Annotated in this window: 22 protein-coding genes; 8 read left to right on the forward strand and 14 right to left on the reverse strand. The window is 54.4% G+C overall.

Features of this window, described 5'->3' with window-relative positions:
* The first annotated feature begins 7 nt into the window (after nucleotides 1–7).
* A complete protein-coding gene (locus tag FE839_RS10980) occupies nucleotides 8–991 on the forward strand; it encodes a quinone oxidoreductase (RefSeq protein ID WP_138360856.1) in 984 nt (327 codons plus the stop codon).
* 433 nt (nucleotides 992–1,424) lie between these two features.
* Here the strand turns inward: FE839_RS10980 and pspG are convergent, their stop codons facing one another.
* The 3 genes from pspG to FE839_RS10995 all read right to left on the reverse strand — a co-directional run bounded on the left by pspG (nucleotide 1,425) and on the right by FE839_RS10995 (nucleotide 3,399).
* On the reverse strand, nucleotides 1,425–1,667 hold the full coding sequence (pspG, locus tag FE839_RS10985) for an envelope stress response protein PspG (protein WP_138360893.1): 243 nt from the start codon (nucleotides 1,665–1,667) through the stop codon (nucleotides 1,425–1,427).
* A 140-nt stretch (nucleotides 1,668–1,807) separates the two neighbouring features.
* Nucleotides 1,808–2,806 (reverse strand): tRNA dihydrouridine(20/20a) synthase DusA, encoded by a 999-nt coding sequence (gene dusA / locus FE839_RS10990; RefSeq protein WP_138360894.1) that lies wholly within the window; start codon nucleotides 2,804–2,806, stop codon nucleotides 1,808–1,810.
* A gap of 104 nt (nucleotides 2,807–2,910) precedes the next feature.
* Entirely contained in the window at nucleotides 2,911–3,399 is a 489-nt protein-coding gene (locus FE839_RS10995; protein ID WP_138360857.1) for a cupin domain-containing protein, read from the reverse strand.
* 233 nt (nucleotides 3,400–3,632) lie between these two features.
* Here FE839_RS10995 and zur point away from each other — a divergent pair, with 233 nt between their 5' ends.
* Nucleotides 3,633–4,148, forward strand: coding sequence for a zinc uptake transcriptional repressor Zur (gene zur / locus FE839_RS11000; protein ID WP_138360858.1), 516 nt, complete (start codon nucleotides 3,633–3,635; stop codon nucleotides 4,146–4,148).
* Between the two features lie 89 nt (nucleotides 4,149–4,237).
* Here zur and FE839_RS11005 read toward each other — a convergent pair whose 3' ends face one another.
* The 4 genes from FE839_RS11005 to FE839_RS11020 form a co-directional block, all read right to left on the reverse strand.
* The gene (locus FE839_RS11005; protein WP_138360895.1) at nucleotides 4,238–4,447 is read right to left on the reverse strand and encodes a CsbD family protein; all 210 of its coding nucleotides are present in this window, start codon (nucleotides 4,445–4,447) and stop codon (nucleotides 4,238–4,240) included.
* 125 nt (nucleotides 4,448–4,572) lie between these two features.
* Nucleotides 4,573–5,889, reverse strand: a complete 1,317-nt coding sequence (gene dinF / locus FE839_RS11010) for an MATE family efflux transporter DinF (RefSeq protein ID WP_138360859.1) — start codon at nucleotides 5,887–5,889, stop codon at nucleotides 4,573–4,575.
* 72 nt (nucleotides 5,890–5,961) lie between these two features.
* The gene (gene lexA, locus FE839_RS11015) at nucleotides 5,962–6,570 is read right to left on the reverse strand and encodes a transcriptional repressor LexA (protein ID WP_138360860.1); all 609 of its coding nucleotides are present in this window, start codon (nucleotides 6,568–6,570) and stop codon (nucleotides 5,962–5,964) included.
* Between the two features lie 122 nt (nucleotides 6,571–6,692).
* Nucleotides 6,693–7,061 carry a diacylglycerol kinase gene (locus tag FE839_RS11020; protein ID WP_138360861.1) on the reverse strand — a complete coding sequence of 123 codons (369 nt, stop codon included), beginning with the start codon at nucleotides 7,059–7,061 and terminating at the stop codon, nucleotides 6,693–6,695.
* Between the two features lie 129 nt (nucleotides 7,062–7,190).
* Between FE839_RS11020 and plsB the strand changes: the two genes are divergently transcribed.
* Nucleotides 7,191–9,614 (forward strand): glycerol-3-phosphate 1-O-acyltransferase PlsB, encoded by a 2,424-nt coding sequence (plsB, locus tag FE839_RS11025; protein WP_138360862.1) that lies wholly within the window; start codon nucleotides 7,191–7,193, stop codon nucleotides 9,612–9,614.
* Nucleotides 9,615–9,673: 59 nt separating this feature from the next.
* Here the strand turns inward: plsB and ubiA are convergent, their stop codons facing one another.
* The 5 genes from ubiA to malK all read right to left on the reverse strand — a co-directional run bounded on the left by ubiA (nucleotide 9,674) and on the right by malK (nucleotide 14,778).
* Complete coding sequence (gene ubiA, locus FE839_RS11030) at nucleotides 9,674–10,543, reverse strand: 4-hydroxybenzoate octaprenyltransferase (protein WP_138360863.1); 870 nt, start codon at nucleotides 10,541–10,543, stop codon at nucleotides 9,674–9,676.
* Nucleotides 10,544–10,556: 13 nt separating this feature from the next.
* The gene (ubiC, locus tag FE839_RS11035) at nucleotides 10,557–11,054 is read right to left on the reverse strand and encodes a chorismate lyase (protein WP_138360864.1); all 498 of its coding nucleotides are present in this window, start codon (nucleotides 11,052–11,054) and stop codon (nucleotides 10,557–10,559) included.
* Between the two features lie 187 nt (nucleotides 11,055–11,241).
* Complete coding sequence (gene malM / locus FE839_RS11040; RefSeq protein ID WP_138360865.1) at nucleotides 11,242–12,168, reverse strand: maltose operon protein MalM; 927 nt, start codon at nucleotides 12,166–12,168, stop codon at nucleotides 11,242–11,244.
* A 112-nt stretch (nucleotides 12,169–12,280) separates the two neighbouring features.
* A complete protein-coding gene (locus FE839_RS11045) occupies nucleotides 12,281–13,570 on the reverse strand; it encodes a maltoporin (protein WP_138360866.1) in 1,290 nt (429 codons plus the stop codon).
* Between the two features lie 98 nt (nucleotides 13,571–13,668).
* Nucleotides 13,669–14,778, reverse strand: a complete 1,110-nt coding sequence (gene malK / locus FE839_RS11050) for a maltose/maltodextrin ABC transporter ATP-binding protein MalK (RefSeq protein ID WP_138360867.1) — start codon at nucleotides 14,776–14,778, stop codon at nucleotides 13,669–13,671.
* A gap of 369 nt (nucleotides 14,779–15,147) precedes the next feature.
* Here malK and malE point away from each other — a divergent pair, with 369 nt between their 5' ends.
* The 3 genes from malE to malG all read left to right on the forward strand — a co-directional run bounded on the left by malE (nucleotide 15,148) and on the right by malG (nucleotide 19,176).
* The gene (gene malE, locus FE839_RS11055) at nucleotides 15,148–16,338 is read left to right on the forward strand and encodes a maltose/maltodextrin ABC transporter substrate-binding protein MalE (protein WP_138360868.1); all 1,191 of its coding nucleotides are present in this window, start codon (nucleotides 15,148–15,150) and stop codon (nucleotides 16,336–16,338) included.
* Between the two features lie 186 nt (nucleotides 16,339–16,524).
* Nucleotides 16,525–18,069: a maltose ABC transporter permease MalF gene (gene malF, locus FE839_RS11060; RefSeq protein WP_138360869.1), complete on the forward strand. Its 1,545-nt coding sequence runs from the start codon at nucleotides 16,525–16,527 to the stop codon at nucleotides 18,067–18,069.
* A gap of 216 nt (nucleotides 18,070–18,285) precedes the next feature.
* Nucleotides 18,286–19,176: a maltose ABC transporter permease MalG gene (gene malG, locus FE839_RS11065; RefSeq protein WP_138360896.1), complete on the forward strand. Its 891-nt coding sequence runs from the start codon at nucleotides 18,286–18,288 to the stop codon at nucleotides 19,174–19,176.
* A gap of 316 nt (nucleotides 19,177–19,492) precedes the next feature.
* Here malG and psiE read toward each other — a convergent pair whose 3' ends face one another.
* Nucleotides 19,493–19,903 carry a phosphate-starvation-inducible protein PsiE gene (gene psiE / locus FE839_RS11070; protein ID WP_138360870.1) on the reverse strand — a complete coding sequence of 137 codons (411 nt, stop codon included), beginning with the start codon at nucleotides 19,901–19,903 and terminating at the stop codon, nucleotides 19,493–19,495.
* Nucleotides 19,904–20,047: 144 nt separating this feature from the next.
* Between psiE and FE839_RS11075 the strand changes: the two genes are divergently transcribed.
* Nucleotides 20,048–20,557 (forward strand): GNAT family N-acetyltransferase, encoded by a 510-nt coding sequence (locus FE839_RS11075; RefSeq protein WP_138360871.1) that lies wholly within the window; start codon nucleotides 20,048–20,050, stop codon nucleotides 20,555–20,557.
* Nucleotides 20,558–20,565: 8 nt separating this feature from the next.
* Nucleotides 20,566–21,021: an acyltransferase gene (locus FE839_RS11080; protein WP_138360872.1), complete on the forward strand. Its 456-nt coding sequence runs from the start codon at nucleotides 20,566–20,568 to the stop codon at nucleotides 21,019–21,021.
* A gap of 45 nt (nucleotides 21,022–21,066) precedes the next feature.
* Here FE839_RS11080 and pgi read toward each other — a convergent pair whose 3' ends face one another.
* Nucleotides 21,067–22,716, reverse strand: a complete 1,650-nt coding sequence (gene pgi / locus FE839_RS11085; protein ID WP_138360873.1) for a glucose-6-phosphate isomerase — start codon at nucleotides 22,714–22,716, stop codon at nucleotides 21,067–21,069.
* Between the last annotated feature and the right edge of the window lie 308 nt (nucleotides 22,717–23,024).

Consider the following 23,024-nt stretch of genomic DNA (forward strand, 5'->3'; position numbering starts at 1 on the left):
AGGGAGCATGGCAACACGTATTGAATTTCACAAGCACGGAGGGCCTGACGTTCTGCAAACGGTGGAGTTCACGCCGCAGCCTCCCGCAGAATACGACGTTCAGGTAGAAAATAAAGCTATAGGCATCAACTACATTGATACCTACATCCGTAGCGGCCTCTATCCGCCGCCCTCATTACCGAGCGGCCTGGGTACCGAAGCCGCTGGCGTGGTCAGCCAGGTCGGCAGCGGCGTAACCCATATCAAGGTCGGCGATCGGGTGGTTTACGCCCAATCGGCTCTGGGCGCCTATAGTTCCGTGCATAACGTCGCCGCCGATAAAGTCGCCATTTTACCCAAGGCGATCACTTTCGAGCAGGCGGCAGCCTCATTTCTGAAAGGCCTGACGGTCTGGTATCTGCTGCGTAAAACCTATGAAATCAAAGCAGGCGAAGCGTTCCTGTTTCACGCGGCGGCTGGCGGCGTGGGATTGATTGCCTGCCAGTGGGCAAAAGCGCTGGGAGCTAAACTGATCGGCACCGTCGGCAGCGCGCAAAAGGCTGAACGCGCCAGACAGGCCGGGGCCTGGCAAATCATTAACTACCGCGAAGAGAACATCGTCGAACGTCTGAAGGAGATCACCGACGGCAAGAAAGTCCATGTGGTCTATGATTCCGTGGGCAAAGATACCTGGGAGTCCTCCCTTGACTGCCTGCAGCGGCGGGGGCTGATGGTCAGCTTCGGCAACTCATCAGGCCCGGTAACCGGCGTCAATCTTGGCATCCTCAACCAGAAAGGTTCGCTGTATGTCACCCGCCCTTCGCTGCAAGGCTATATCACCACGCGCGAAGAGCTGACGGAAGCCAGCAACGAGCTATTCTCGCTGATCGCCAGCGGCGTGATAAAAGTGGATGTCGCAGAGAATCAGAAATATGCCTTAACCGAGGCCAGACGCGCGCATGAGGTACTGGAAAGCCGGGCGACGCAGGGTTCAAGTTTGTTGTTGCCGTAGTTCGGATGTGTTGCCTGGAGTGATGGATAAAAGCCGGGCAACCACAGCCAGCGCCCCTGTAGCCTGTCGTATGCCGGAATAAGCAGAAAAGGTTCAGCGTGCTGACAAAGCGCGTTTTTCTGAAATTTCCCGGCGGCGCTTCGCTTACGCAGGCTTGCAGGAAATTCATAACATATTAATATTAAATGATTTATAGGTCTAATCAGGTGCCAGACGCCACCTGGCGGAAATACGAGACATATCTAATATCGGTTTGTCATCAGCCTCAAAAGTTTAGGGCTTCCACACGGGAAGCCCTTACTTTTTTTGTTTCGGCTGTATGTAGGGTACAGCTCGATGAATTCATTAACTTGTTAATAGTGGCAGATTTAATTAGCAAAGCCTACGCTGTTTTAGGCAAAAATCTTCAGGTTGTGACATAGCGCTCAATACCTTAGTAATGCCAGCGGTTATTACTCCGATAACGACTCTCAGTCGGCGATTTTATCGCCCGGATCGCCCACACCACGACAACGACCAACAGCAGCCACGGCAGTAATTTAATCATTAAAGCAAAGAGTCCGCCGACAAACATCACCGCTGTCGCCACCACGATGGCGGCGATAATACCCAATAATGACACGCCGGTGACCAACAGCATGACAAAAAAGCCAATCACAAATAAGAGTTCCAGCATCATCTTCTCCCCAAAGAAATTTTTCTATCACTTCCTGGGTATTACAAGAACCATGCCAAATATAACTTATTGAATATAAACAAAATTTATCACATCACTTATACGTAAAGTGGTGAATTTGACCAGGTTTTAGTGAAAAATTAACCCTTGTCGGCAACCCATCGCAGCGCCTGCTCCAGCACATTGATATCCGCACCGGCTTTATGCGCATTCTCGCTCAGATGGCGGCGCCACTGGCGCGCGCCCGGAATCCCCTGAAACAGTCCCAGCATGTGGCGCGTCACGTGTCCCAGATATGTTCCGTTGCTGAGTTCACGTTCAATATAGGGATACATCGCGCGGACCACGGCAACCGGATCGGCATCTATACCGTCCACGGCGAAAATTTCCCGGTCGACCGAGGCCAGAATGCCCGGATTCTGATAAGCCTCGCGGCCCACCATCACCCCATCCATATGCTCCAGATGCCGTTTCGCCTCCGCCAGCGACTTAATGCCGCCATTAATCGCCATCGTCAGATGCGGGAAATCGCGTTTAAGCTGGTAGACGCGCGGATAATCCAGCGGCGGGATCTCACGATTCTCCTTCGGGCTCAGGCCGGATAACCACGCCTTACGCGCGTGGATGATAAACATCTCACACTCGCCTTTCCCGGAAACCGTTTCGATAAAATCACACAGAAATTCGTAACTGTCCTGGTCATCAATACCGATGCGGGTCTTTACCGTTACCGGAATCGACACCACGTCGCGCATCGCTTTAATGCAGTCGGCAACCCGTTGGGCATTGCCCATCAGGCAAGCGCCGAACATGCCGTTTTGCACGCGATCGGACGGGCAACCAACGTTGAGGTTTATTTCATCATAGCCGCGCGCCTGCGCCAGCTTTGCGCAGTGCGCCAGCGCCGCCGGATCGCTGCCACCCAGTTGCAGAGCGACCGGATGCTCTTCTTCGCTATAGGCCAGGTAGTCGCCTTTACCGTGAATAATCGCGCCAGTGGTCACCATTTCAGTGTACAGCAGCGTATGGCGCGAGAGCTGGCGCAGAAAATAGCGGCAGTGTCTGTCTGTCCAGTCGAGCATCGGCGCGATGGAAAAACGGTGGGCGGCAAAAGCAGTTGGCGTTGATTCTGACATCATGGCGAATAAATAAGCATCCGGGTAAAAAGGGGCGCTACTATAGCACAAAGATACATCACTGGCGCATCGCCCCGGCGCGGGCTTTTTCTATCGGACAACAAACGTTACTTTCTCCGCGGCTTGCCGTCGTGCGGGCCGAAAAACTGCGGCGGATGATCAACCCAACGATCCTGACGGGTAGCGGCATAGCCGGGATTAAGCGGATAGTAGATACGGTTGAATTTGTTGTTCGCCTCGCCGACGACTAACAGGCGAACTTCGTGGTCGGTATTATTGAGGAAGGTGTGGCAAACGCCGGTTCCGGCAGGAAAGCCGACGCTATCACCGGGCTCCAGCTTCCAGAGATAGCCGTTAATCCACACGTCCGGATACCCCTCCAGCACATAGATAAACTCTTCTTCGTCGCTTTCCGCGTGCGGATAGGAGGTACGACGCCCGGGCGGAAGACGTTCGTGATGGATCCCCAGACGATTCAACCGCAGGCCGCGCGCCAGCGGCGCACCGATGGAGAACAGCTCTGTGCTATCGGGATAGGTGGAATCATCCGCCCCCTCCAGTTCACGCCAGTGTCGAATGCAATCAGGTCGTTTCATCGTTTTCTCCCGAAAATGAGATGCATCGGATATAGCATAACCCTAAATAATTCGCGTTGCAGACAGCGGAAAGTGAGCGACAAATTCGTCAGAAACAAATTTGTCCCGCCAGAAAGGCGCCTCCGGCGAGCACAGGCAACGTGAAGTGTGACCGGTATAAGTCCCAGGGACTCGGTGTTTTATCTGGAACGTGATAAAGTAACAGTTTCACATTCACGCGACCAGAGGACGCCATGGATAAGACTACTTCGCAACAAATGTTAGCGCATGCTGAAAAGCTCTGTGCACAACGTGGCGTACGCCTGACCCCTCAGCGCCTTGAAGTGTTGCGTTTGATGAGCCTGCAGCAAGGGGCTATCAGCGCCTACGATCTGCTCGATCTGCTCCGGGAAACAGAACCGCAGGCCAAACCGCCAACGGTATACCGGGCGCTGGAGTTTTTGCTGGAGCAGGGACTCGTGCACAAGGTGGAATCCACCAACAGCTATGTGCTGTGTCACCTTTTCGATCAGCCAACCCACAGCTCAGCGATGTTTATCTGCGACCGCTGCGGTGGCGTCAAAGAAGAGTGTGCGGAAGGTGTAGAAGATATTATGCATTCCCTGGCGGCGAAGATGGGCTTCGCTCTGCGCCACAATGTGATTGAAGCTCACGGCCTGTGTGCAGCCTGCGTTGAAGTCGAAGCCTGCAGCACGCCGGGGCACTGCCATCACGATCACACCATACAGATTAAAAAGAAAGCCCGCTGAGGGGGAGCCGCAGCGGGAATCAAGGCTAACGGTACCTCCGGATACCGTCAAGGCAGGCACTAACAGTGGGTTAAAACACGACGCTTTCGCTACCAGCGATAATCGTTACGGGTTTCCCACTCCGTGACCTCTTTCTCGGCCTGGTCTTTGGCGTAGCCATAACGTTCCTGAATCTTACCGACAAGCTGGTCACGTTTACCCTCGATGACGGTCATATCGTCGTCGGTCAGTTTGCCCCATTGTTCTTTTGCTTTACCTTTCAACTGTTTCCAGTTACCGCCGATTTCGTCTTTATTCATCATGCAATCCTCATCGTTCGGTGAATGAACAGCCCATTATGGGCCGGGCATGACTTAACTATAGATGAGTATTCTGAGTAGAATTTATTATTCAGAATCTTTAACCAGCAGACAAATAAAACCCGCTACGAAAACCAGGTTCCATACCGCCAGTGTCGCCGCCAGATGAGCGCCAGCGACGCCCCGCGCAGGGCAAGAAAAACCGTCAGCGCCAGCCACAAACCGTGATTCCCGAGAACCGGTAGCGTTAACAGCGTCAGGGCAAATCCCGCCGCCGCCACAACCATACTATTACGCATCTCCGCCCCGCGCGTCGCGCCGATAAACATACCGTCCAGCAAATAGCACCAGACACCAATCACCGGCAGTATCGTCTGCCAGATGAGATAGCGGTCGGCCAGTTGCTGCAATGAAGGCAGAGACGTCAACACGCTGATGATCTGCTCACCGGCAAGGCTGTAAATCAGCGTAAACGCCAGCGCCACCATCCCTGACTGGCGACAGGCCGCACGCCAGACGACAAGCAGTTGACCGTCATCGCGCGCGCCGTAGGCCTGCCCGGAATGGGCTTCAACGGCATAGGCGAAACCATCCAGTGCGTAGGCGGTAAAGGTCAGCATAGTCATCAGTACCGCATTGACCGCCACCACATCGGCGCCGAGACGGGCCCCGAATACTGTCACCGCCCCGAAGCAAAGCTGTAGCAGCAGCGAACGCAGCATGATGTCGCGATTTAACGCCAGCAAACGGCGTATGTCGCCACGCCAGGCGTTTTTCAACATCGACAGGGGAACGCCACGCAGCGCCAGCACGCGTCTCACCATTAACAGTCCAATAAAGAAGGTGGCGTATTCTGCCGTGACCGTCGCCAGCGCCGCTCCCTGAACATTCATATGCAGGCCGATCACCAACCATAAATCGAGCGCAATGTTAAGAACATTGCCGACCACCAGCAGGATCACCGGCGCCCGGGCATACTGCACACCAAGCAGCCAGCCCAGCAGGACCAGATTCGCCAGCGAGGCGGGCGCGCTTAGCCAACGAATCTCAAGAAAGTGCCGGGCCTGTACGAGCACAGATTCACTGCCGCCGACAATATGTAGCGCCAGATTGATTAACGGCCCCCTGAAGAGGACGATCGCTACCCCGGCGGCCAGCGCCAGAACAATCGGCTGCACCAGCGCGCGCGCCAGCCGCTGCGAATCGTTTGCGCCAAATGCCTGCGCCGTCAGTCCGGTAGTGCTCATGCGCAGAAACAGAAGCAGCATAAAAAGGAAGCTGGTGGCCGTTGCGCCAACCGCCACGCCTGCCAGATAAACTGGGCTGTCGAGGTGACCAATAACGGCGGTATCCACCAGTCCCAACAGCGGAACGGTGATATTGGAGAAGATCATCGGTAACGCTAAGCGCCACAGGGCTCTGTCAGCAGAGTTAAAAAGCATGGAAGAGGAGCCTGAATGGAAGTAAACGACGCAGCATCATGCATCAGCGGATAATGCTGCGGAATGGCGAGGTTATTGCCAGTTGCCGTTGCGGATAACGCCGACAGCCAGGCCTTCAATGGTAAAACTTTGTTCGCGCAGATCGACCACGATCGGGGAAAATTCGCTATTTTCAGGCAGCAGCTCAACGACGTTGCCCTGCTTTTTCAGCCGCTTCACGGTGACTTCTTCGTCAATGCGCGCCACAACCACCTGACCGTTGCGCACATCCTGCGTTTTATGCACCGCCAGCAGATCGCCATCCAGAATCCCGATGTCTTTCATTGACATACCGCTGACGCGCAGCAGAAAATCGGCGCTCGGCTTAAACATGGATGGATCCACCTGATAGTGGCCTTCAATATGCTGCTGCGCCAGCAGCGGTTCACCTGCGGCAACGCGGCCAATTAGCGGCAGACCGCTCTCTTCCTCCGTCAGCAAGCGAATACCGCGAGAAGCGCCAGAAACGATCTCGATTGCGCCTTTACGCGCCAGCGCCTTCAGGTGTTCTTCCGCCGCGTTTGGGGAACGAAACCCCAAGCGCTGAGCAATCTCCGCACGCGTCGGCGGCATGCCCGTCTGGCTGATATGATCCCGAATGAGATCAAACACCTCCTGCTGCCTGGTCGTTAACGCTTTCATTCCGCCCCCTGGGTGTATATACAGTTATGCTGTGAGTATATACAGCTAACGGTGATTTTGGAACCATATTTCACACAAAAATCAGCAGTTTCTTTCCATTTTGCGAACCGATACGGCAAGAGTCAGCGATAGTTCGCCCACAACAGCATTCCCCAGGTCATCAGCGCGATAATAATCGCCAGCAGAACCGCCGCGGACCCCAGATCTTTCGCCCGTCCCGAAAGGACGTGACGCTCAGGACCAATACGGTCGACGACGGCTTCAATGGCGCTATTGATAATTTCAACTATCATCACGAGCAGAACCGAACCAATCAGCAGAACCCGGGTGACGGCATCGACGTCCAGCCAGCAGGCTATTGCCACGGCAATAATGGCCGCGATACCTTCCTGACGAAATGCGGCCTCGTTGATCCACGCCGCGCGAAATCCTTTACAGGAATACCCTGCGGCTTTAATAATTCGGGTTAACCCGGTGGTATTATTGGCCATCAAACGAACCTTTTAATGTAAATAACGCCAATGAGTGTACGCGTTTGCCGCGTTACACCGGAAATTTTGCGCACTTTCTGTTATTCTTGCCGCGCATTTGCATGATTAACCAGGGGCTTCATATCGTCTATGTCTGGCTGGCAACGAATTTACTATAAATTACTGAATTTACCATTAAGGGTGCTGGTAAAAAGCAAGTCTATTCCGGCGCAACCTGCCGAGGAATTAGGCCTGGATACCTCGCGCCCTATTATGTACGTCCTGCCTTACAATTCGAAGGCGGACCTGCTGACGCTACGCGCTCAGTGTCTGGCACATGAGTTACCCGATCCTCTGGAGCCGCTGGAAATCGATGGCTCTCTGCTTCCGCGCTATGTATTTATCCACGGCGGCCCGCGCGTATTTACCTATTACACGCCAAAGGAAGAGTCCATCAAGCTGTTCCATGACTATCTGGACCTGCACCGTAATCATCCCGATCTGGATGTACAGATGGTGCCAGTTTCAGTGATGTTCGGTCGTGCTCCGGGGCGCGAAAAGGGAGAAGAAAACCCGCCTTTACGTATGCTCAACGGCGTGCAGAAATTCTTTGCCGTCTCCTGGCTGGGACGCGACAGCTTTGTGCGTTTCTCGCCTTCGGTCTCTCTACGTAAGATGGCGGACGAGCACGGCACCGACAAAATTATCGCTCAGAAACTGGCCCGCGTGGCGCGCATGCACTTTGCCCGCCAGCGTCTGGCAGCCGTCGGGCCGCGTCTGCCAGCCCGTCAGGATCTGTTCAATAAACTGCTGGCGTCAAAAGCCATTGCCCGCGCGGTGGAAGATGAAGCACGCAGCAAGAAAATCTCCCATGAAAAAGCGCAGCAAAACGCCATCGCGCTGATGGAAGAGATTGCCGCCAACTTCTCCTACGAGATGATCCGTCTGACCGACCGTATTCTGGGCTTTACCTGGAACCGTCTCTATCAAGGGATTAACGTCCATAACGCCGAGCGCGTTCGTCAGCTGGCGCACGACGGGCATGAAATTGTCTATGTGCCCTGCCACCGCAGCCACATGGACTATCTGCTGCTCTCCTACGTGCTGTATCACCAGGGGCTGGTGCCGCCGCATATCGCCGCCGGCATCAACCTGAACTTCTGGCCTGCGGGCCCGATTTTCCGCCGCCTGGGCGCGTTCTTTATTCGCCGTACCTTTAAGGGCAATAAGCTCTACTCCACCGTCTTTCGCGAATACCTGGGCGAGCTGTTCAGCCGCGGCTATTCCGTGGAATATTTCGTGGAGGGCGGTCGTTCGCGTACCGGTCGTCTGCTGGATCCGAAAACCGGCACCCTGTCGATGACCATCCAGGCGATGCTGCGTGGCGGTAATCGTCCTATCACGCTGGTGCCGATTTATATCGGCTACGAGCATGTGATGGAGGTCGGGACCTACGCCAAAGAGCTGCGCGGCGCGACGAAAGAGAAAGAAAACCTGCCGCAGATGCTACGCGGATTAAGCAAACTGCGTAATCTCGGTCAGGGTTACGTGAACTTCGGCGAGCCGCTGCCGCTGATGAGCTACCTGAACCAGCATGTACCTGAATGGCGCGAGTCTATCGATCCTATCGAAGCCGTTCGTCCATCGTGGCTCACACCGACGGTGAATAACATCGCTTCGGATCTGATGGTGCGGATTAACAATGCCGGTGCGGCAAACGCCATGAACCTGTGCTGCACCGCGCTGCTCGCGTCGCGTCAGCGTTCCCTGACCCGCAAGCAGCTAACCGAACAGCTGGAGTGCTATCTTGCCCTGCTGCGCAATGTGCCCTATTCAACGGATGCGACCACGCCTGCGGTCTCGGCCAGCGCTCTTATCGACCACGCGCTGCAAATGAACAAGTTTGAAGTCGAGAAAGACACCATTGGCGATATCATCATTTTGCCGCGCGAGCAGGCGGTACTGATGACCTACTATCGTAACAATATCGCCCATATGCTGGTTATGCCGTCGCTGTTAGCCGCCATCGTCACCCAGCATCGTCATATTACCCGCGCAGAAATATTGCGCCACGTCGAGATGTTCTATCCGTTCCTCAAGGCCGAGCTGTTCCTGCGCTGGGAGATAGCCGAGCTGGCGGGCGTTGTCGATGCGCTGATTGCCGAAATGCAGCGTCAGAGCCTGATCGTCGTGAATGGCGATGATGTAAGCGTGAACCCTTCTCATGCTCGCGCGCTACAACTGCTGGCCGCAGGCGCGCGCGAAACGCTACAGCGCTACGCGATTACCTTCTGGCTGCTGAGCGCCAACCCGGCAATCAACCGCAGTTCGCTGGAGAAAGAGAGCCGTACCGTCGCGCAACGTCTGTCGGTACTGCACGGCATCAATGCGCCGGAGTTCTTCGATAAGGCGGTATTTAGCACGCTGGTGCTGACCCTGCGCGACGAAGGCTATATCAGCGATACCGGGGATGCGGAACCGGAAGAGACGCTGAAGATCTACCGTATGCTGGCTGCGCTGGTTACGTCCGATGTGCGTTTAACGATTGAAAGCGTTACCCAGGATGAAGCGTAACGCGTGAAGAAAGCGCCCGGCTTGCGCACGATGCCAGCAAGCCGGGTAGAGCGTCGAATCTAGCGCATATATCCCATCACCAGGCCAAGAAACAGCACCATCCCAACGTAGTTGTTATTTAAAAACGCTTTAAAACAGTCATCGCGTTCGCGCCTGAAAATCAGCTTCTGCTGCCAGACAAACAGCGCCGCGGCGATAAACAACGACCAGTAATATTCCCAGCCCAACCCGTTCAGCCAGCCAACCGTCGCCATCAGCGCCAGTACCGCCACCTGTAACATACCAATAATTAAACGATCGCTATCGCCGAACAGAATCGCCGTCGATTTAATACCGATTTTTACGTCGTCGTCGCGATCGACCATCGCATACTGGGTGTCGTAGGCCACCGCCCACAGAATATTGGCGAGAAACAGCAGCCAGCAGCTCAGCGGTAGCGATTCCGTTACCGCCGAGAATGCCATCGGAATCGACCAGCCGAACGCCGCGCCCAGCACCACCTGCGGCAGATGAGTGTAGCGTTTCATAAACGGATAGACCCAGGCTAATGCCAGCGCCGCAATCGACAGCAGGATAGTCATGGTGTTGAGGGTCAGCACCAGCAGAAACGAGACCAGCACCAGCGCGATAAATAGCGTACGCGCCTCTTTCTCGGTGACATCCCCGCTCGGCAGCGGACGGTGAGCGGTGCGCTTGACGTGGCCGTCAAACTTGCGGTCGGCATAATCATTTACCACGCAACCTGCGGCGCGCATCAGCCAGACACCCGCAACAAAAACCACGAGGATCCACAGCGGCGGCATTCCCGGCGTCGCGACCCATAGCGCCCACAGCGTCGGCCACAGCAACAGCAGCGCGCCGATCGGTTTGTCAGTACGCATCAAGCGGTGAAACGCCAACAGCTTATTCTGCGTCAGACTCCACTCCATTTTATTTTTCCTCTTAATACAACGGTGATGCAGGCAAAAACAGTTCCGTTAACAACAGCGGTTTGCCGCTCAGCCGCAGACGGGAACGCCGCCCCCAAAGACCAGCATGGCGACCAATTTCAATAAAATCGCGGGTTAGCGTAGATGACGTAAACAGATAACGGCCCAGCGGCGTTTGCCCCAACTGTTGTAGCGCCATTTCGGGGCCGCTGAGCGTCGACTCAGGGACGAGAGTGCGGCCCGCCAGCCAGGGCGTATCATTGGCGCAAAGTATAATTTCCCGCAGCCAGTAGCGCGGTTCATCCGGCAACAAAGAGGCTTCATCCGCCAGCGCTTCGCGGCCAACATAACCTTCGTTAACCATCATTACGCTGACTTTTTTCCCCTGTTGCTCAAAGCGTTTGGTCATTGAGTCTTCCAGCAATAACCAGTCGCGCAGAGGCGAATCCAACGAGGGCATCGTGGCAAAATAACGCAGCGCACGCAGTTGCGTAAGCGCAGGATGTGGCATGCCTGAATCTCCGGTACATAACATGACAGTATTGTATCGCAGAATGAGACACTGAGGGCGGGCAAACGTCAATATCCGATCATCCACGCAACAGCCATGCAACAGACGCCGCCGCGCGATAAAAAAAGTGCGCCCCAATGGACGCACCGAAAGGCTGAGCCTAAACATCAGCATTGTGGGGAGACGGTCACCCCTTGCCTTTTACACTGCTGATAAAGGTGGAACGAGCAGATTTCGAACCGAGACGTTCAGCTTCGTTCATCAATTTCAGGGCCTTATCGATATCACCTTTCGCGACCGCCTGTTTAATGCCGTTGTTGAAATAGGTTTCAGTATCATCGAGCATCGGTTCGCTTTTCGCTGCCGGAACGGAAGCCGGGGCGGGTGCGCTATAGGCTGGCGCCGCCGTATTACCTACGGTGACAGGGCCAGGTCCGGAAGAGCCAAACAGCGGGCCGACCAGCACGCTGGAGCCGCTACTGGTTTTCACTTTCAGCTTCAGTACACCCTCGGTGGTGTGTCGCGCAACCGGGTCTGGAATATCCGGGATGGCATTGCCCGCGCCTTTGGCATAGGCTTTCGCCGGATCCAGCAGGGTGGTCGTTTGTTGCAAATCTTTTTCCGTCGTAAAGACCAGCACATAGAGCTTCTGCTGCCCCAATGCTGGCGTCAGGCGCATCACACCCTCAAGCCGATCCGCTGCCATGACGCCGGGCTGCTGATAGGTAAAATAGCTGCTGGGGAAAAACGCAGACGGGGTCATATTCTGATCTAAAATCAACACGTTCGGCGCAAAAATCTGTTTTTGCTTATTCACTTCGCTACTGAGCGTCAGGGTCAGTTCGCCAATATTCGCCGGCACGCTCCAGGCCGCAACCGGGCCGGAGATACCGGCGACATCCAGCCGTTGCCCTGCCGTAAGCAAATCGACGGATTGCGTTTTAGATTGATCGACTGGCGTCCAGACCAGTTTCTGCAGAGCCGTTCCGGGAATGGCCGGGGCGGCGCTGATGTTTTGCGGGACAACGTTGACATCGGCAAGGCTCATCCCCGGCACGCAGGCCAACATTCCTGCGGATAAACACAGGGCGACGAGCGTTTTCTTCATTTTCATTGTTTTCACCTCGGATAGCATCGGATCAGCGGTAGCCAGGCAATAGCGCGCTAATCCTGAATAATCAGGAGGGGTGTAAGCCCCTCCGTGTCACTACGTGATTACGACGGTATTACCACCAGACTTCCATCTGCGCGCCGAAGGTTACTTCGCTATCGCTACCACGGCTGTCGGTCAGGAGACCATTACCGCTGCTATCTTTCGTTTGCAGACCTGTGGTTGTGCTGTTACCCCAGTTTTCATCCCATTTGGCATAGGTGGCGAAAATACGGATCGCCGGGCGGGACCAAACGCTGCTACCTGCCTGCCATTGCTGAGCGAGGGTAATTTTGTACTGGTTGTTGCGTTCGCCGGTTCGCTGGGATTTCACGTTGTCGTAACCGATTTCCAGCTGGGTGCTCATAATCGGCGTCCATTTATACATTGGACGAATACCCGCAGTGTACCAGGTCGAACCATTTTTACTGTCCAGATCGACGTCCTGATACATCGCAACGTACATCAGGCCCCAGTCGTCATTGAAGTCCATCGCACCGTGATCCAGAACGCGGATCATGCTGCCATCGTTATCAATACTGGTGCCCTGAGAGTGGCCGTTACCCGAGGAGGTCATCGCGTCGGTAGCATACTGAACCACAAACTTGTTAAAGCCGCCCCAGAGAGACTGCGTATGTTCACCGGTGAACATCCAGCCATCTTTCGACGCGCCATCGGCGAGGCGATAGTTGTCCTGTGGGTTGGCGCGTCCGTAGTCGACACCTAATTCCAGAACACCACCCGGGTTAGTTTCCAGACCTGCCAGTCGCACGTCGAAAACATCGTTCGCGGTTTTAGATGCGTATTTCTTAGTGTCATCGCTGGAGAAAGTATACGAACCGCCGCTTTCTGAGTTACGCGTGGCCGCCAGAGAGAGTTTACCGAAGCCAAGGTCGACGTTTTCCAGACCGGCACCCGGGCCAGAGATATCCCAGTAGTAGAAGTCGATCATATGAACGTCATGCCGCTGGTAGAAGCGCTTACCGGCCCACAGGGTTGAACCGGGTAACCAGTCAATCAGGTTTTTACCCTGGATATTGGCTTCACGGAACGCCGGAGAGGTGCTTTCCCAGTCATCCTGTTGGTCTACGGAATAAGCGACGTTAGTATCGAAATAAAAACTCTTGTCACCCTCTTTCCATAATTCCTGGCCCAGCTTCAGCTCAGCATAGGTTTCACATTCATTACCGAGACGGTATTTACTTTGAGCGCCCGTGGCTTTGAAACATTGCTGTGAACCGCCGCTGCCGGTCCAGCCGATACCGGAACGCGCATAGCCGTGGAAATCAACGGCCAACGCCTGGGCGGACATAACGCCTGCCGCAACGGCGACCGCCAGTGGAAGTTTGCGCAGAGTCATCATCATTCTATCTCCTGAGATCATTGCTTTTCTTTGAACGCTTCACCTGTTGTTGCGCCGGTTTAGCGGCGCGCCAGGGTGCACGTTTTTTTTAATTAGAAGCCCTACACGCCCGGCTCTTTATGCAACCGACGACAGGCGGTGCCATCCTCACGGAATAAATGGCAACGCTCAGGCGGCAAACCGATGGCGAATGTGGCTCCCTCTTCTACCAGCACCACGTCGTTCTGGCGGTACACCAGGTTTTGACGGATGGATGGGATCTGGATATGAATTTGCGTTTCGTGACCAAGCTGCTCGACCACCTGAACCTCGCCTTCGAGGGTGACATCGGCGATATCGCAGGGCAGCAGATGTTCCGGGCGAATACCTAAGGACATATTGGCGCCGACCTGAACGCGGGCGCCGTCCACCGGCAACCAGATTTGCTGACGGTTAGGCAGTTCCACCTGCACCTGCTCAATGGCGGTGGCGGTGACTTTAACCGGCAGAAAGTTCATCTTTGGCGAGCCAATAAAACCGGCGACAAAGCGATCCGCCGGATAGTGATAGAGTTCAAGAGGCTTGCCGACCTGCGCGACGCGACCGGCATCCAGTACCACAATCTTGTCGGCAAGGGTCATCGCTTCGACCTGGTCGTGGGTGACGTAAATCATCGTGCGCCCGAGGCGCTTATGCAGCCGGGAAATCTCAATACGCATCTGCACGCGCAGCGCGGCATCGAGGTTAGAAAGCGGTTCATCCAGCAGGAAAACCCGTGGTTCGGCAACCAGGGTACGACCAATCGCCACACGCTGCCGCTGACCGCCGGAAAGGGCTTTCGGTTTGCGATCCAGCAGATGGGCCAGTTGCAGGACTTCCGCCACCTGAGTAACACGTTGGTTAATAAGTTCTTTTTTCGCGCCGGCCAGCTTCAGGCCAAAAGACATGTTTTCCGCGACGGAAAGGTGGGGATAAAGCGCATAGGACTGGAACACCATCCCGATACCACGTTCGGCGGGCGGGACATCATTCATGCGGGTATCGCCAATCAGCAGATCGCCGCTGGTCACCGTTTCCAGCCCGGCAATCATACGCAGCAGAGTGGATTTACCGCAGCCCGATGGGCCAACAAACACGACGAATTCCCCATCCTGGATCTCAAGGTTAATGTCTTTCGAGACCACCACCTCGCCCCAGGCTTTCGTTACATTCCGCAGTTGTACGCTCGCCATGCCCTTCTCCCTTCGTTACAACCTGTCACTTAACGACACATTCAAGATGGGCTGACTATGCGGCATTCGTGAATCCGGCAAATCCTCCACCCCCGGCTTTTTTATGGGGGAGGAGGCGGGAGGATGAGAGATGCCATCTCGCTGGTTGGGAGAACGGGATGCGGTTCATTTCGTGATATGGACGACAAAATGAGCAGCATTTTTATGTGCTCCAGAGCGCATAAATGGCATTTCTGTAATGGAGATCACATAAACGAAGGAAGGGGCGTAGAGATGGGGAGGATGGAAAGAGGTTGTTAAAAAAGGACACTCATTATCGTCAAGCCACTTAAGTGTATCCACGAGCACATCACCAAATAGGACGGGTATATGAAAATCAAAACTGGCGCTCGCATCCTCGCGCTGTCTGCATTGACCACGATGATGTTTTCCGCCTCTGCCCTCGCAAAAATTGAAGAAGGTAAGCTGGTTATCTGGATTAACGGCGACAAAGGCTACAACGGCCTCGCTGAAGTGGGTAAAAAGTTTGAAAAAGATACCGGTATTCACGTTTCCGTAGAACATCCGGACAAGCTGGAAGAGAAATTCCCGCAGGTTGCCGCGACTGGCGACGGTCCGGACATCATCTTCTGGGCCCACGACCGTTTCGGCGGCTATGCGCAGTCCGGACTGCTGGCGGAAATCACCCCGGATAAAGCCTTCCAGGACAAACTCTATCCGTTCACCTGGGATGCGGTTCGCTATAACGGCAAACTGATCGCGTATCCGGTCGCCGTAGAAGCGCTGTCGCTGATTTATAACAAAGATCTGGTGCCGAATCCGCCGAAAACCTGGGAAGAAATTCCAGCGCTGGATAAAACGTTGAAGGCGAAAGGTAAGAGCGCGCTGATGTTCAACCTGCAGGAACCGTACTTCACCTGGCCGCTGATTGCTGCCGACGGCGGCTACGCATTCAAATTTGAAAACGGCAAATATGACGTGAAGGACGTTGGCGTGGACAGCGCTGGCGCGAAAGCGGGCCTGACCTTCCTGGTCGACCTGATCAAAAACAAACACATGAACGCCGACACCGATTATTCCATCGCGGAAGCGGCATTCAATAAAGGCGAAACCGCGATGACCATCAACGGTCCGTGGGCGTGGTCAAACATCGACAAGAGCAAAATCAATTACGGCGTGACGCTGCTGCCGACATTCAAAGGCAAGCCGTCCAAACCGTTCGTTGGCGTACTGAGCGCCGGTATTAACGCCGCCAGCCCGAACAAAGAACTGGCGAAAGAGTTCCTCGAAAACTACCTGCTGACCGACCAGGGCCTGGACGCAGTGAACAAGGATAAACCGCTGGGCGCCGTCGCTCTGAAATCTTTCCAGGAGAAACTGGAAAAAGATCCGCGTATCGCCGCCACCATGGCGAACGCCCAGAAAGGCGAAATCATGCCGAACATCCCACAGATGTCCGCGTTCTGGTATGCCGTTCGTACCGCAGTGATCAACGCCGCCAGCGGTCGTCAGACCGTCGACGCCGCGCTGAAAGATGCACAAGCTCGTATCACCAAGTAATACAGTTTCTCTTATTTCTTAAGAAATAAGGTTTATTGAATACGTTGTTACACGAAATCATTCGCGCTACATCGAGGCGGCAAGGATGCAAATCCCCAGGAGCTTACATAAGTATGTGACTGGGGTGCGCATTCGCAGCCAACAAAGAGGTAGCACGAAAGAAAAAGTGTAAAGAGGAAGATCCCCATGGATGTCGTAAAAAAGAAACACTGGTGGCAAAGCCCGCAGTTGACATGGTCTGTGATTGGTTTGCTTGGCCTGTTGATAGGTTACCTTGTTGTTTTGATGTATGCCCAGGGGGAGTACCTGTTTGCCATCATGACGCTGATTTTAAGCTCGGTTGGCCTGTACATTTTTTCAAACCGCAAGACCTATGCCTGGCGCTACGTTTATCCGGGTCTCGCCGGGATGGGGCTGTTCGTTCTGTTCCCGTTGGTCTGCACCATCGCCATCGCCTTCACCAACTACAGCAGCACCAACCAGTTGACCTTCGAACGCGCGCAGCAGGTACTGATGGATCGCACCTTCCAGGCGGGTAAAACCTACAACTTCGCGCTTTACCCGGCGGGAGAGGAGTGGAAGCTGGCGCTGACCGATAGCGAAAGCGGTAAACATTATCTTTCCGACGTCTTTAAATTCGGTGGCGAGCAGAAGCTTGCCCTTAAAGAAGCCGATACCTTGCCAGAAGGCGAACGCGCTAACCTGCGCATCATTACGCAAAACCGTATCGCCCTGAACCAACTGACCGCCGTACTGCCGGACGCAAGCAAAGTCATTATGAGCTCCCTGCGTCAGTTCTCCGGCACGCAGCCGCTGTATACGCTCTCCGGGGACGGTACGCTGACGAATAACCAGAATGGCGTGAAATATCGCCCTAACGCCGGAATCGGTTTCTACCAGGCGATTAACGCCGACGGTAGCTGGGGGAGTGAGAAGCTGAGTCCTGGCTATACCGTCGCCATTGGCTGGGACAACTTCACCCGCGTGTTCCAGGATGAAGGTATCCAGAAACCCTTCTTCGCCATTTTCGTCTGGACAGTGGTCTTCTCCCTCCTGACCGTTATCCTGACCGTGGCGGTAGGCATGGTGCTCGCCTGCCTCGTCCAGTGGGAAGCCTTAAAAGGCAAAGCGATTTATCGCGTCCTGCTGATTCTGCCTTACGCCGTACCGTCATTTATCTCGATTCTGATTTTCAAAGGGTTATTCAACCAGAGCTTCGGTGAGATCAACATGATGCTCAGCGCGTTGTTCGGCATCAAGCCGGCCTGGTTTAGCGACCCGACCACCGCGCGCGCCATGATCATCATCGTCAATACCTGGCTGGGCTATCCATACATGATGATCCTGTGCATGGGCCTGCTGAAAGCGATTCCTGACGACTTATATGAAGCCTCGGCAATGGACGGCGCAACCCCGTTGCAGAATTTCTTTAAGATCACGTTCCCGCTGCTGATTAAACCGCTAACGCCGCTGATGATCGCCAGCTTCGCCTTCAACTTTAACAACTTCGTGCTGATTCAACTGTTAACCAACGGCGGACCGGATCGCCTCGGCACGACCACGCCTGCGGGCTATACCGACCTGCTGGTGAGCTACACCTACCGTATCGCCTTTGAAGGCGGCGGCGGTCAGGATTTCGGCCTGGCTGCGGCTATCGCCACGCTGATCTTCCTGCTGGTGGGCGCGCTGGCGATTGTTAACCTGAAAGCCACACGTATGAAGTTTGATTAACTGGAATAACCAGGCGTCATTGGCGCGGCCAGCCAGAGCTCGGCCAGCGTGGAAGAACCGGCGCGTACAGGTAGTACGTGAGGATTATTCGCTACGCTCACCCTTCGGGTCGTCCTGAAGGACGTTCAAAACGCGGTGACTTTTGCCTGAGCACTGCCTGAGTTCAAAATGGCAAGCAAAATAACCTGGAGCGGTATCAAGGGGAGTAAAAATATTATGGCTATGGTTCAACCCAAATCTCAGAAGCTGCGCCTGTTCATCACGCATCTCCTGCTACTGATTTTTATCGCGGCGATTATGTTCCCGCTGCTGATGGTTATCACTATCTCTCTGCGCGAAGGTAACTTCGCCACCGGTAGCCTGATCCCGGAACGTATCTCCTGGGAGCACTGGCGGCTGGCGTTAGGTTTTAGCGTTGAACATGCTGATGGCCGGGTTACGCCGCCCCCCTTCCCGGTCCTGCTGTGGCTGTGGAACTCCATCAAGGTGGCCGGTATTACCGCCATTGGCATCGTCGCGCTCTCTACCACCTGCGCATACGCTTTTGCCCGCATGCGCTTTCCGGGTAAAGCCACGTTGCTGAAAGGGATGCTGATTTTCCAGATGTTCCCGGCGGTTCTGTCGCTGGTCGCGCTGTATGCCCTGTTTGACCGTCTCGGCCAGTATATTCCGTTCGTCGGTCTGAATACCCACGGCGGCGTAATCTTCGCCTATATGGGCGGTATTGCGCTGCACGTCTGGACGATTAAAGGTTACTTCGAAACCATCGATGGCTCTCTGGAAGAAGCGGCGGCGCTGGATGGCGCCACCCCGTGGCAGGCGTTCCGCCTGGTGCTGCTCCCGCTGTCGGTGCCGATTCTGGCGGTGGTGTTTATTCTGTCGTTCATCGCCGCGATTACTGAAGTGCCGGTCGCCTCGCTACTGCTACGCGATGTGAACAGCTACACCCTGGCCGTCGGCATGCAGCAGTATCTCAACCCGCAAAACTATCTGTGGGGCGACTTCGCCGCCGCCGCGGTACTCTCCGCCATCCCGATTACCGTGGTGTTCCTGCTGGCCCAGCGCTGGTTAGTTAACGGTCTGACGGCAGGCGGAGTGAAAGGTTAAGTTTTATTGTTAGATACTCTAAATAATTCAGGTTGCGGGAAGGCGATACCCCCCGCTTATCCCCGGAGCATAGAGCGCTATGTGACCGGGGCAAACGGGAGCGGTCAATGCATCAACAACCTGAAGTATGACGAGTATACCGCCCCAAATTTCAGAAGAGGGTCGGTGGTTCAGTCGCCGTACGCGCCCCCAACCGGGTACGGCAGCCACCGCCCTCATCTGAAAAAGTAAGGCAAATGCCACTGCGACCCTCAACTGGACCCGACATAAATGATATTTGTGACTGTTGGTCAGCGGCCCTTGTGGCCGCTTTTTTTTACTCGCGTTTCAGACGGTTGGAGTTACACAGCCAGAGCGTAATCACCAGAATCAGGATCGCCGCGGAGTAAATCAGCACCGCCATCGGCGACTCATGATCGATAATAATCAGCCTCACGATAGCGGTGATCCCGATATAGACGAAATAGCGTAGCGGGAAGTGAAACCCCGATTCGAAATACTTCACAATCAGCGCAATAAACTCGAAATAGAGAAAATAGACCACCAGCCCTTCCACCAGCTTGTACTTACTGACCGGATCGGGGGTGAACAATACGTGCGCCAGATGCAGCGTCTCTTTGCCCAGGAAAACGATCAGAATGATCCCGAGACATACCAGGCCAAGATTCAAAATCGTTTGCATTGCCGTGGCGATAAAATTGACCAACGGACGATAAACCGGCGCCATATACACACCTCATCATCATGATTCCATGTAACCTGTATAACGTAAAAATGTGATCAAGATCGACATTATTCGTTAGATTTTTGCCACCGTTGGCGTAAATGTAACAATCGTTCGTCAGGTTTGCGGGTTAAAAAGGAAATAATCATGCTGAAAATTCGCACTGCGCGACCAAAAGACGCAGCCCTGCTCAATCAAATGGGCAACGCCAGCTACCGCCACCACTTCGCTCACCTTTGGCATAACGCCGACGAACTGGCGCTTTTCCTGGAGCAGGAGTATTCCGTCGCCTCGCTGGCGCGCAGCCTCTCCGATAAGAAGTCCCGCTGGTTGATTGCGCAGGCAGAGCAGCCCATCGGCTTCGCTAAATATACCTGCCGCCAGGATATTAACCCAGGGGGTCCATCCGGCACGCTGCTGCATAAGCTCTACCTGATGCCTGGCGCGACGGGGCTACGCTATGGCGAGCAGTTTTTTAGCGCCATCGAAAAACAAGCAAAAGAGGCCGGCGAAAGCTGGCTATGGCTGGAGGTGCTCGCGGCAAATCCCGGTGCCCGACGTTTTTATGAACGTCAGGGAATGCGGCACATCAAAGACACCGTTTTTCATTCCGCTACCCAACACAGCACGCTACATATTCTGGCCAAACCACTCTGAGAGGCAACATGCATACCTTTCGTGAAACCGCTATTCGCAACGTCACCAGCGGAGAGAATGTGGTGATTTACCAACCCGCTAACCTCTACGACTGCACGCTCGGCGATAATGTTTTTGTTGGCCCCTTCGTTGAAATTCAGGGCCATACCCATATTGGCAGAGACAGCAAAATTCAGTCCCATACTTTTATTTGCGAGTATGTCACCATAGGCGAACGCTGCTTTATCGGTCACGGAGTGATGTTCGCCAACGATATGTTCCGCGATGGCAAACCGAATGCCGACCGCGAAAGCTGGGGAAGAATTGTCCTTGGCAACGATGTGTCGATCGGCAGCGGCGCGACCATTCTGGCGATCAGCATTTGCGATGGCGTAGTGATAGGCGCGGGCAGCGTGGTTACCCGGTCAATTACCGAGAAAGGCGTGTGGGCAGGAAACCCGGCGAAACTGTTGCGACGACTCTAAACAAAAATGCCGGCCACATGGGCCGGCATTCAGGCATCCGTCTGATTATACGCGCCAGGATTTGTAGCGATTAATCAGGCCATTGGTCGAGCTGTCGTGGCTGCTCACTTCGCTGCCATCTTTCAGCTCCGGCAGAATGCGGTTAGCCAGCTGTTTACCCAGCTCAACGCCCCACTGGTCAAAAGTGAAGATGTTCATAATCACACCCTGGGTGAAGATCTTGTGCTCATACAGCGCAATCAGCGCCCCCAGGCTGAACGGCGTGATTTCACGCAGCAGGATGGAGTTGGTCGGGCGGTTGCCTTCAAACACTTTGAACGGCACCACGTGCTCCAGCGTCGCCGGATCTTTCCCCTGATCGCGATATTCCTGCTCAACCACTTCACGGGATTTACCGAACGCCAGCGCTTCGGTCTGCGCAAAGAAGTTAGACAGCAGTTTCTGATGGTGGTCAGACAGCGGGTTGTGGGTCATCGCCGGGGCGATAAAATCGCACGGCACCATTTTGGTCCCCTGATGGATCAACTGGTAGAACGCGTGCTGACCGTTGGTGCCCGGCTCGCCCCAGATGATTGGGCCCGTCTGGTAATCCACGGCATTGCCGTTACGGTCAACATACTTGCCGTTGGATTCCATATTGCCCTGCTGGAAGTAGGCGGCGAAACGGTGCATATACTGATCGTACGGCAGAATCGCTTCGGTTTCGGCACCGAAGAAATTGTTGTACCAGATACCAATCAGCGCCAGCAGCACCGGCAGGTTTTTCTCAGACGGGGTGGTGGAGAAATGTTTGTCCATCGCATGCGCGCCGGAAAGCAGTTCAACGAAGTTGTCAAAGCCGACAGACAGGATGATAGACAGACCAATCGCCGACCACAGAGAGTAGCGACCGCCGACCCAGTCCCAGAACTCAAACATATTGGCGGTATCAATACCGAACTCGCCAACCGCTTTACCGTTGGTGGAAAGCGCAGCGAAGTGTTTCGCCACGTGTTTCTCATCACCCGCGGTCGCCAGGAACCAGTCGCGCGCGCTGTGGGCGTTGGTCATGGTTTCCTGCGTGGTAAAGGTTTTGGAAGCCACCAGGAATAGCGTGGTTGCCGGGTCCACTTTCTTCAGCACTTCGGCGATATGGGTACCATCGACGTTAGAGACAAAGTGCATGTTGAGGTGGTTTTTGTACGGACGCAACGCTTCGGTCACCATAAACGGACCAAGGTCAGATCCGCCGATACCGATGTTCACCACATCGGTAATGGCTTTGCCGGTATAGCCTTTCCAGCTGCCGGAGATAATGGCCTCTGAGAAGGTTTTCATTTTCTCAAGCACCGCGTTCACTTCCGGCATCACATCTTTGCCATCAACCAGAATCGGCGTATTGCTACGGTTACGCAGCGCAACGTGCAGCACCGCGCGGTCCTCTGTGCGGTTAATCTTCTCGCCAGAGAACATTGATTTAATGGCGTCGGCCAGGAAGGTCTCTTTCGCCAGATCCTGCAATTTTGCCAGCGTCTCTTCGGTGATGCGGTTTTTAGAGAAATCCACCAGCATCAGATCGTCGAAGGTCGCAGAGAATTTAGAGAAACGGTCGCTATCTTTGGCGAAAAGATCGCTGATAGTAACGTCTTTCATTTCATCAAAATGTTTCTGTAATGCCTGCCAGGCAGAAGTCTGCGTTGGGTTGATGTTTTTCATTAGCAATACTCTTCTGATTTGAGAATTGTGACTGCGGTCGATTGTAGCGCCGGTGGCGAAAAATTGTGATGATTTTTGTGTTATGCCTATGATACGCGTCAGGAACAGAGGCTATTTGGCGCAAAATGTCTCTGCCAATATAGCCATCATAAGGCTTTTTTCTGTCAGTAACTTGAGCATGAAAAATCCGCATAACCCTGACATTGACATACTTCGTCTGAAGCCTTTATATAACGGCAGTACCGACAAGACGTCGGTATGTATCGATCGCGAATTTCACGCTACAGCGAAAGAGTATTGCAGGGGGG

Source organism: Klebsiella indica (genome assembly GCF_005860775.1).
GTDB classification, from domain to species: Bacteria; Pseudomonadota; Gammaproteobacteria; order Enterobacterales; family Enterobacteriaceae; genus Klebsiella; species Klebsiella indica.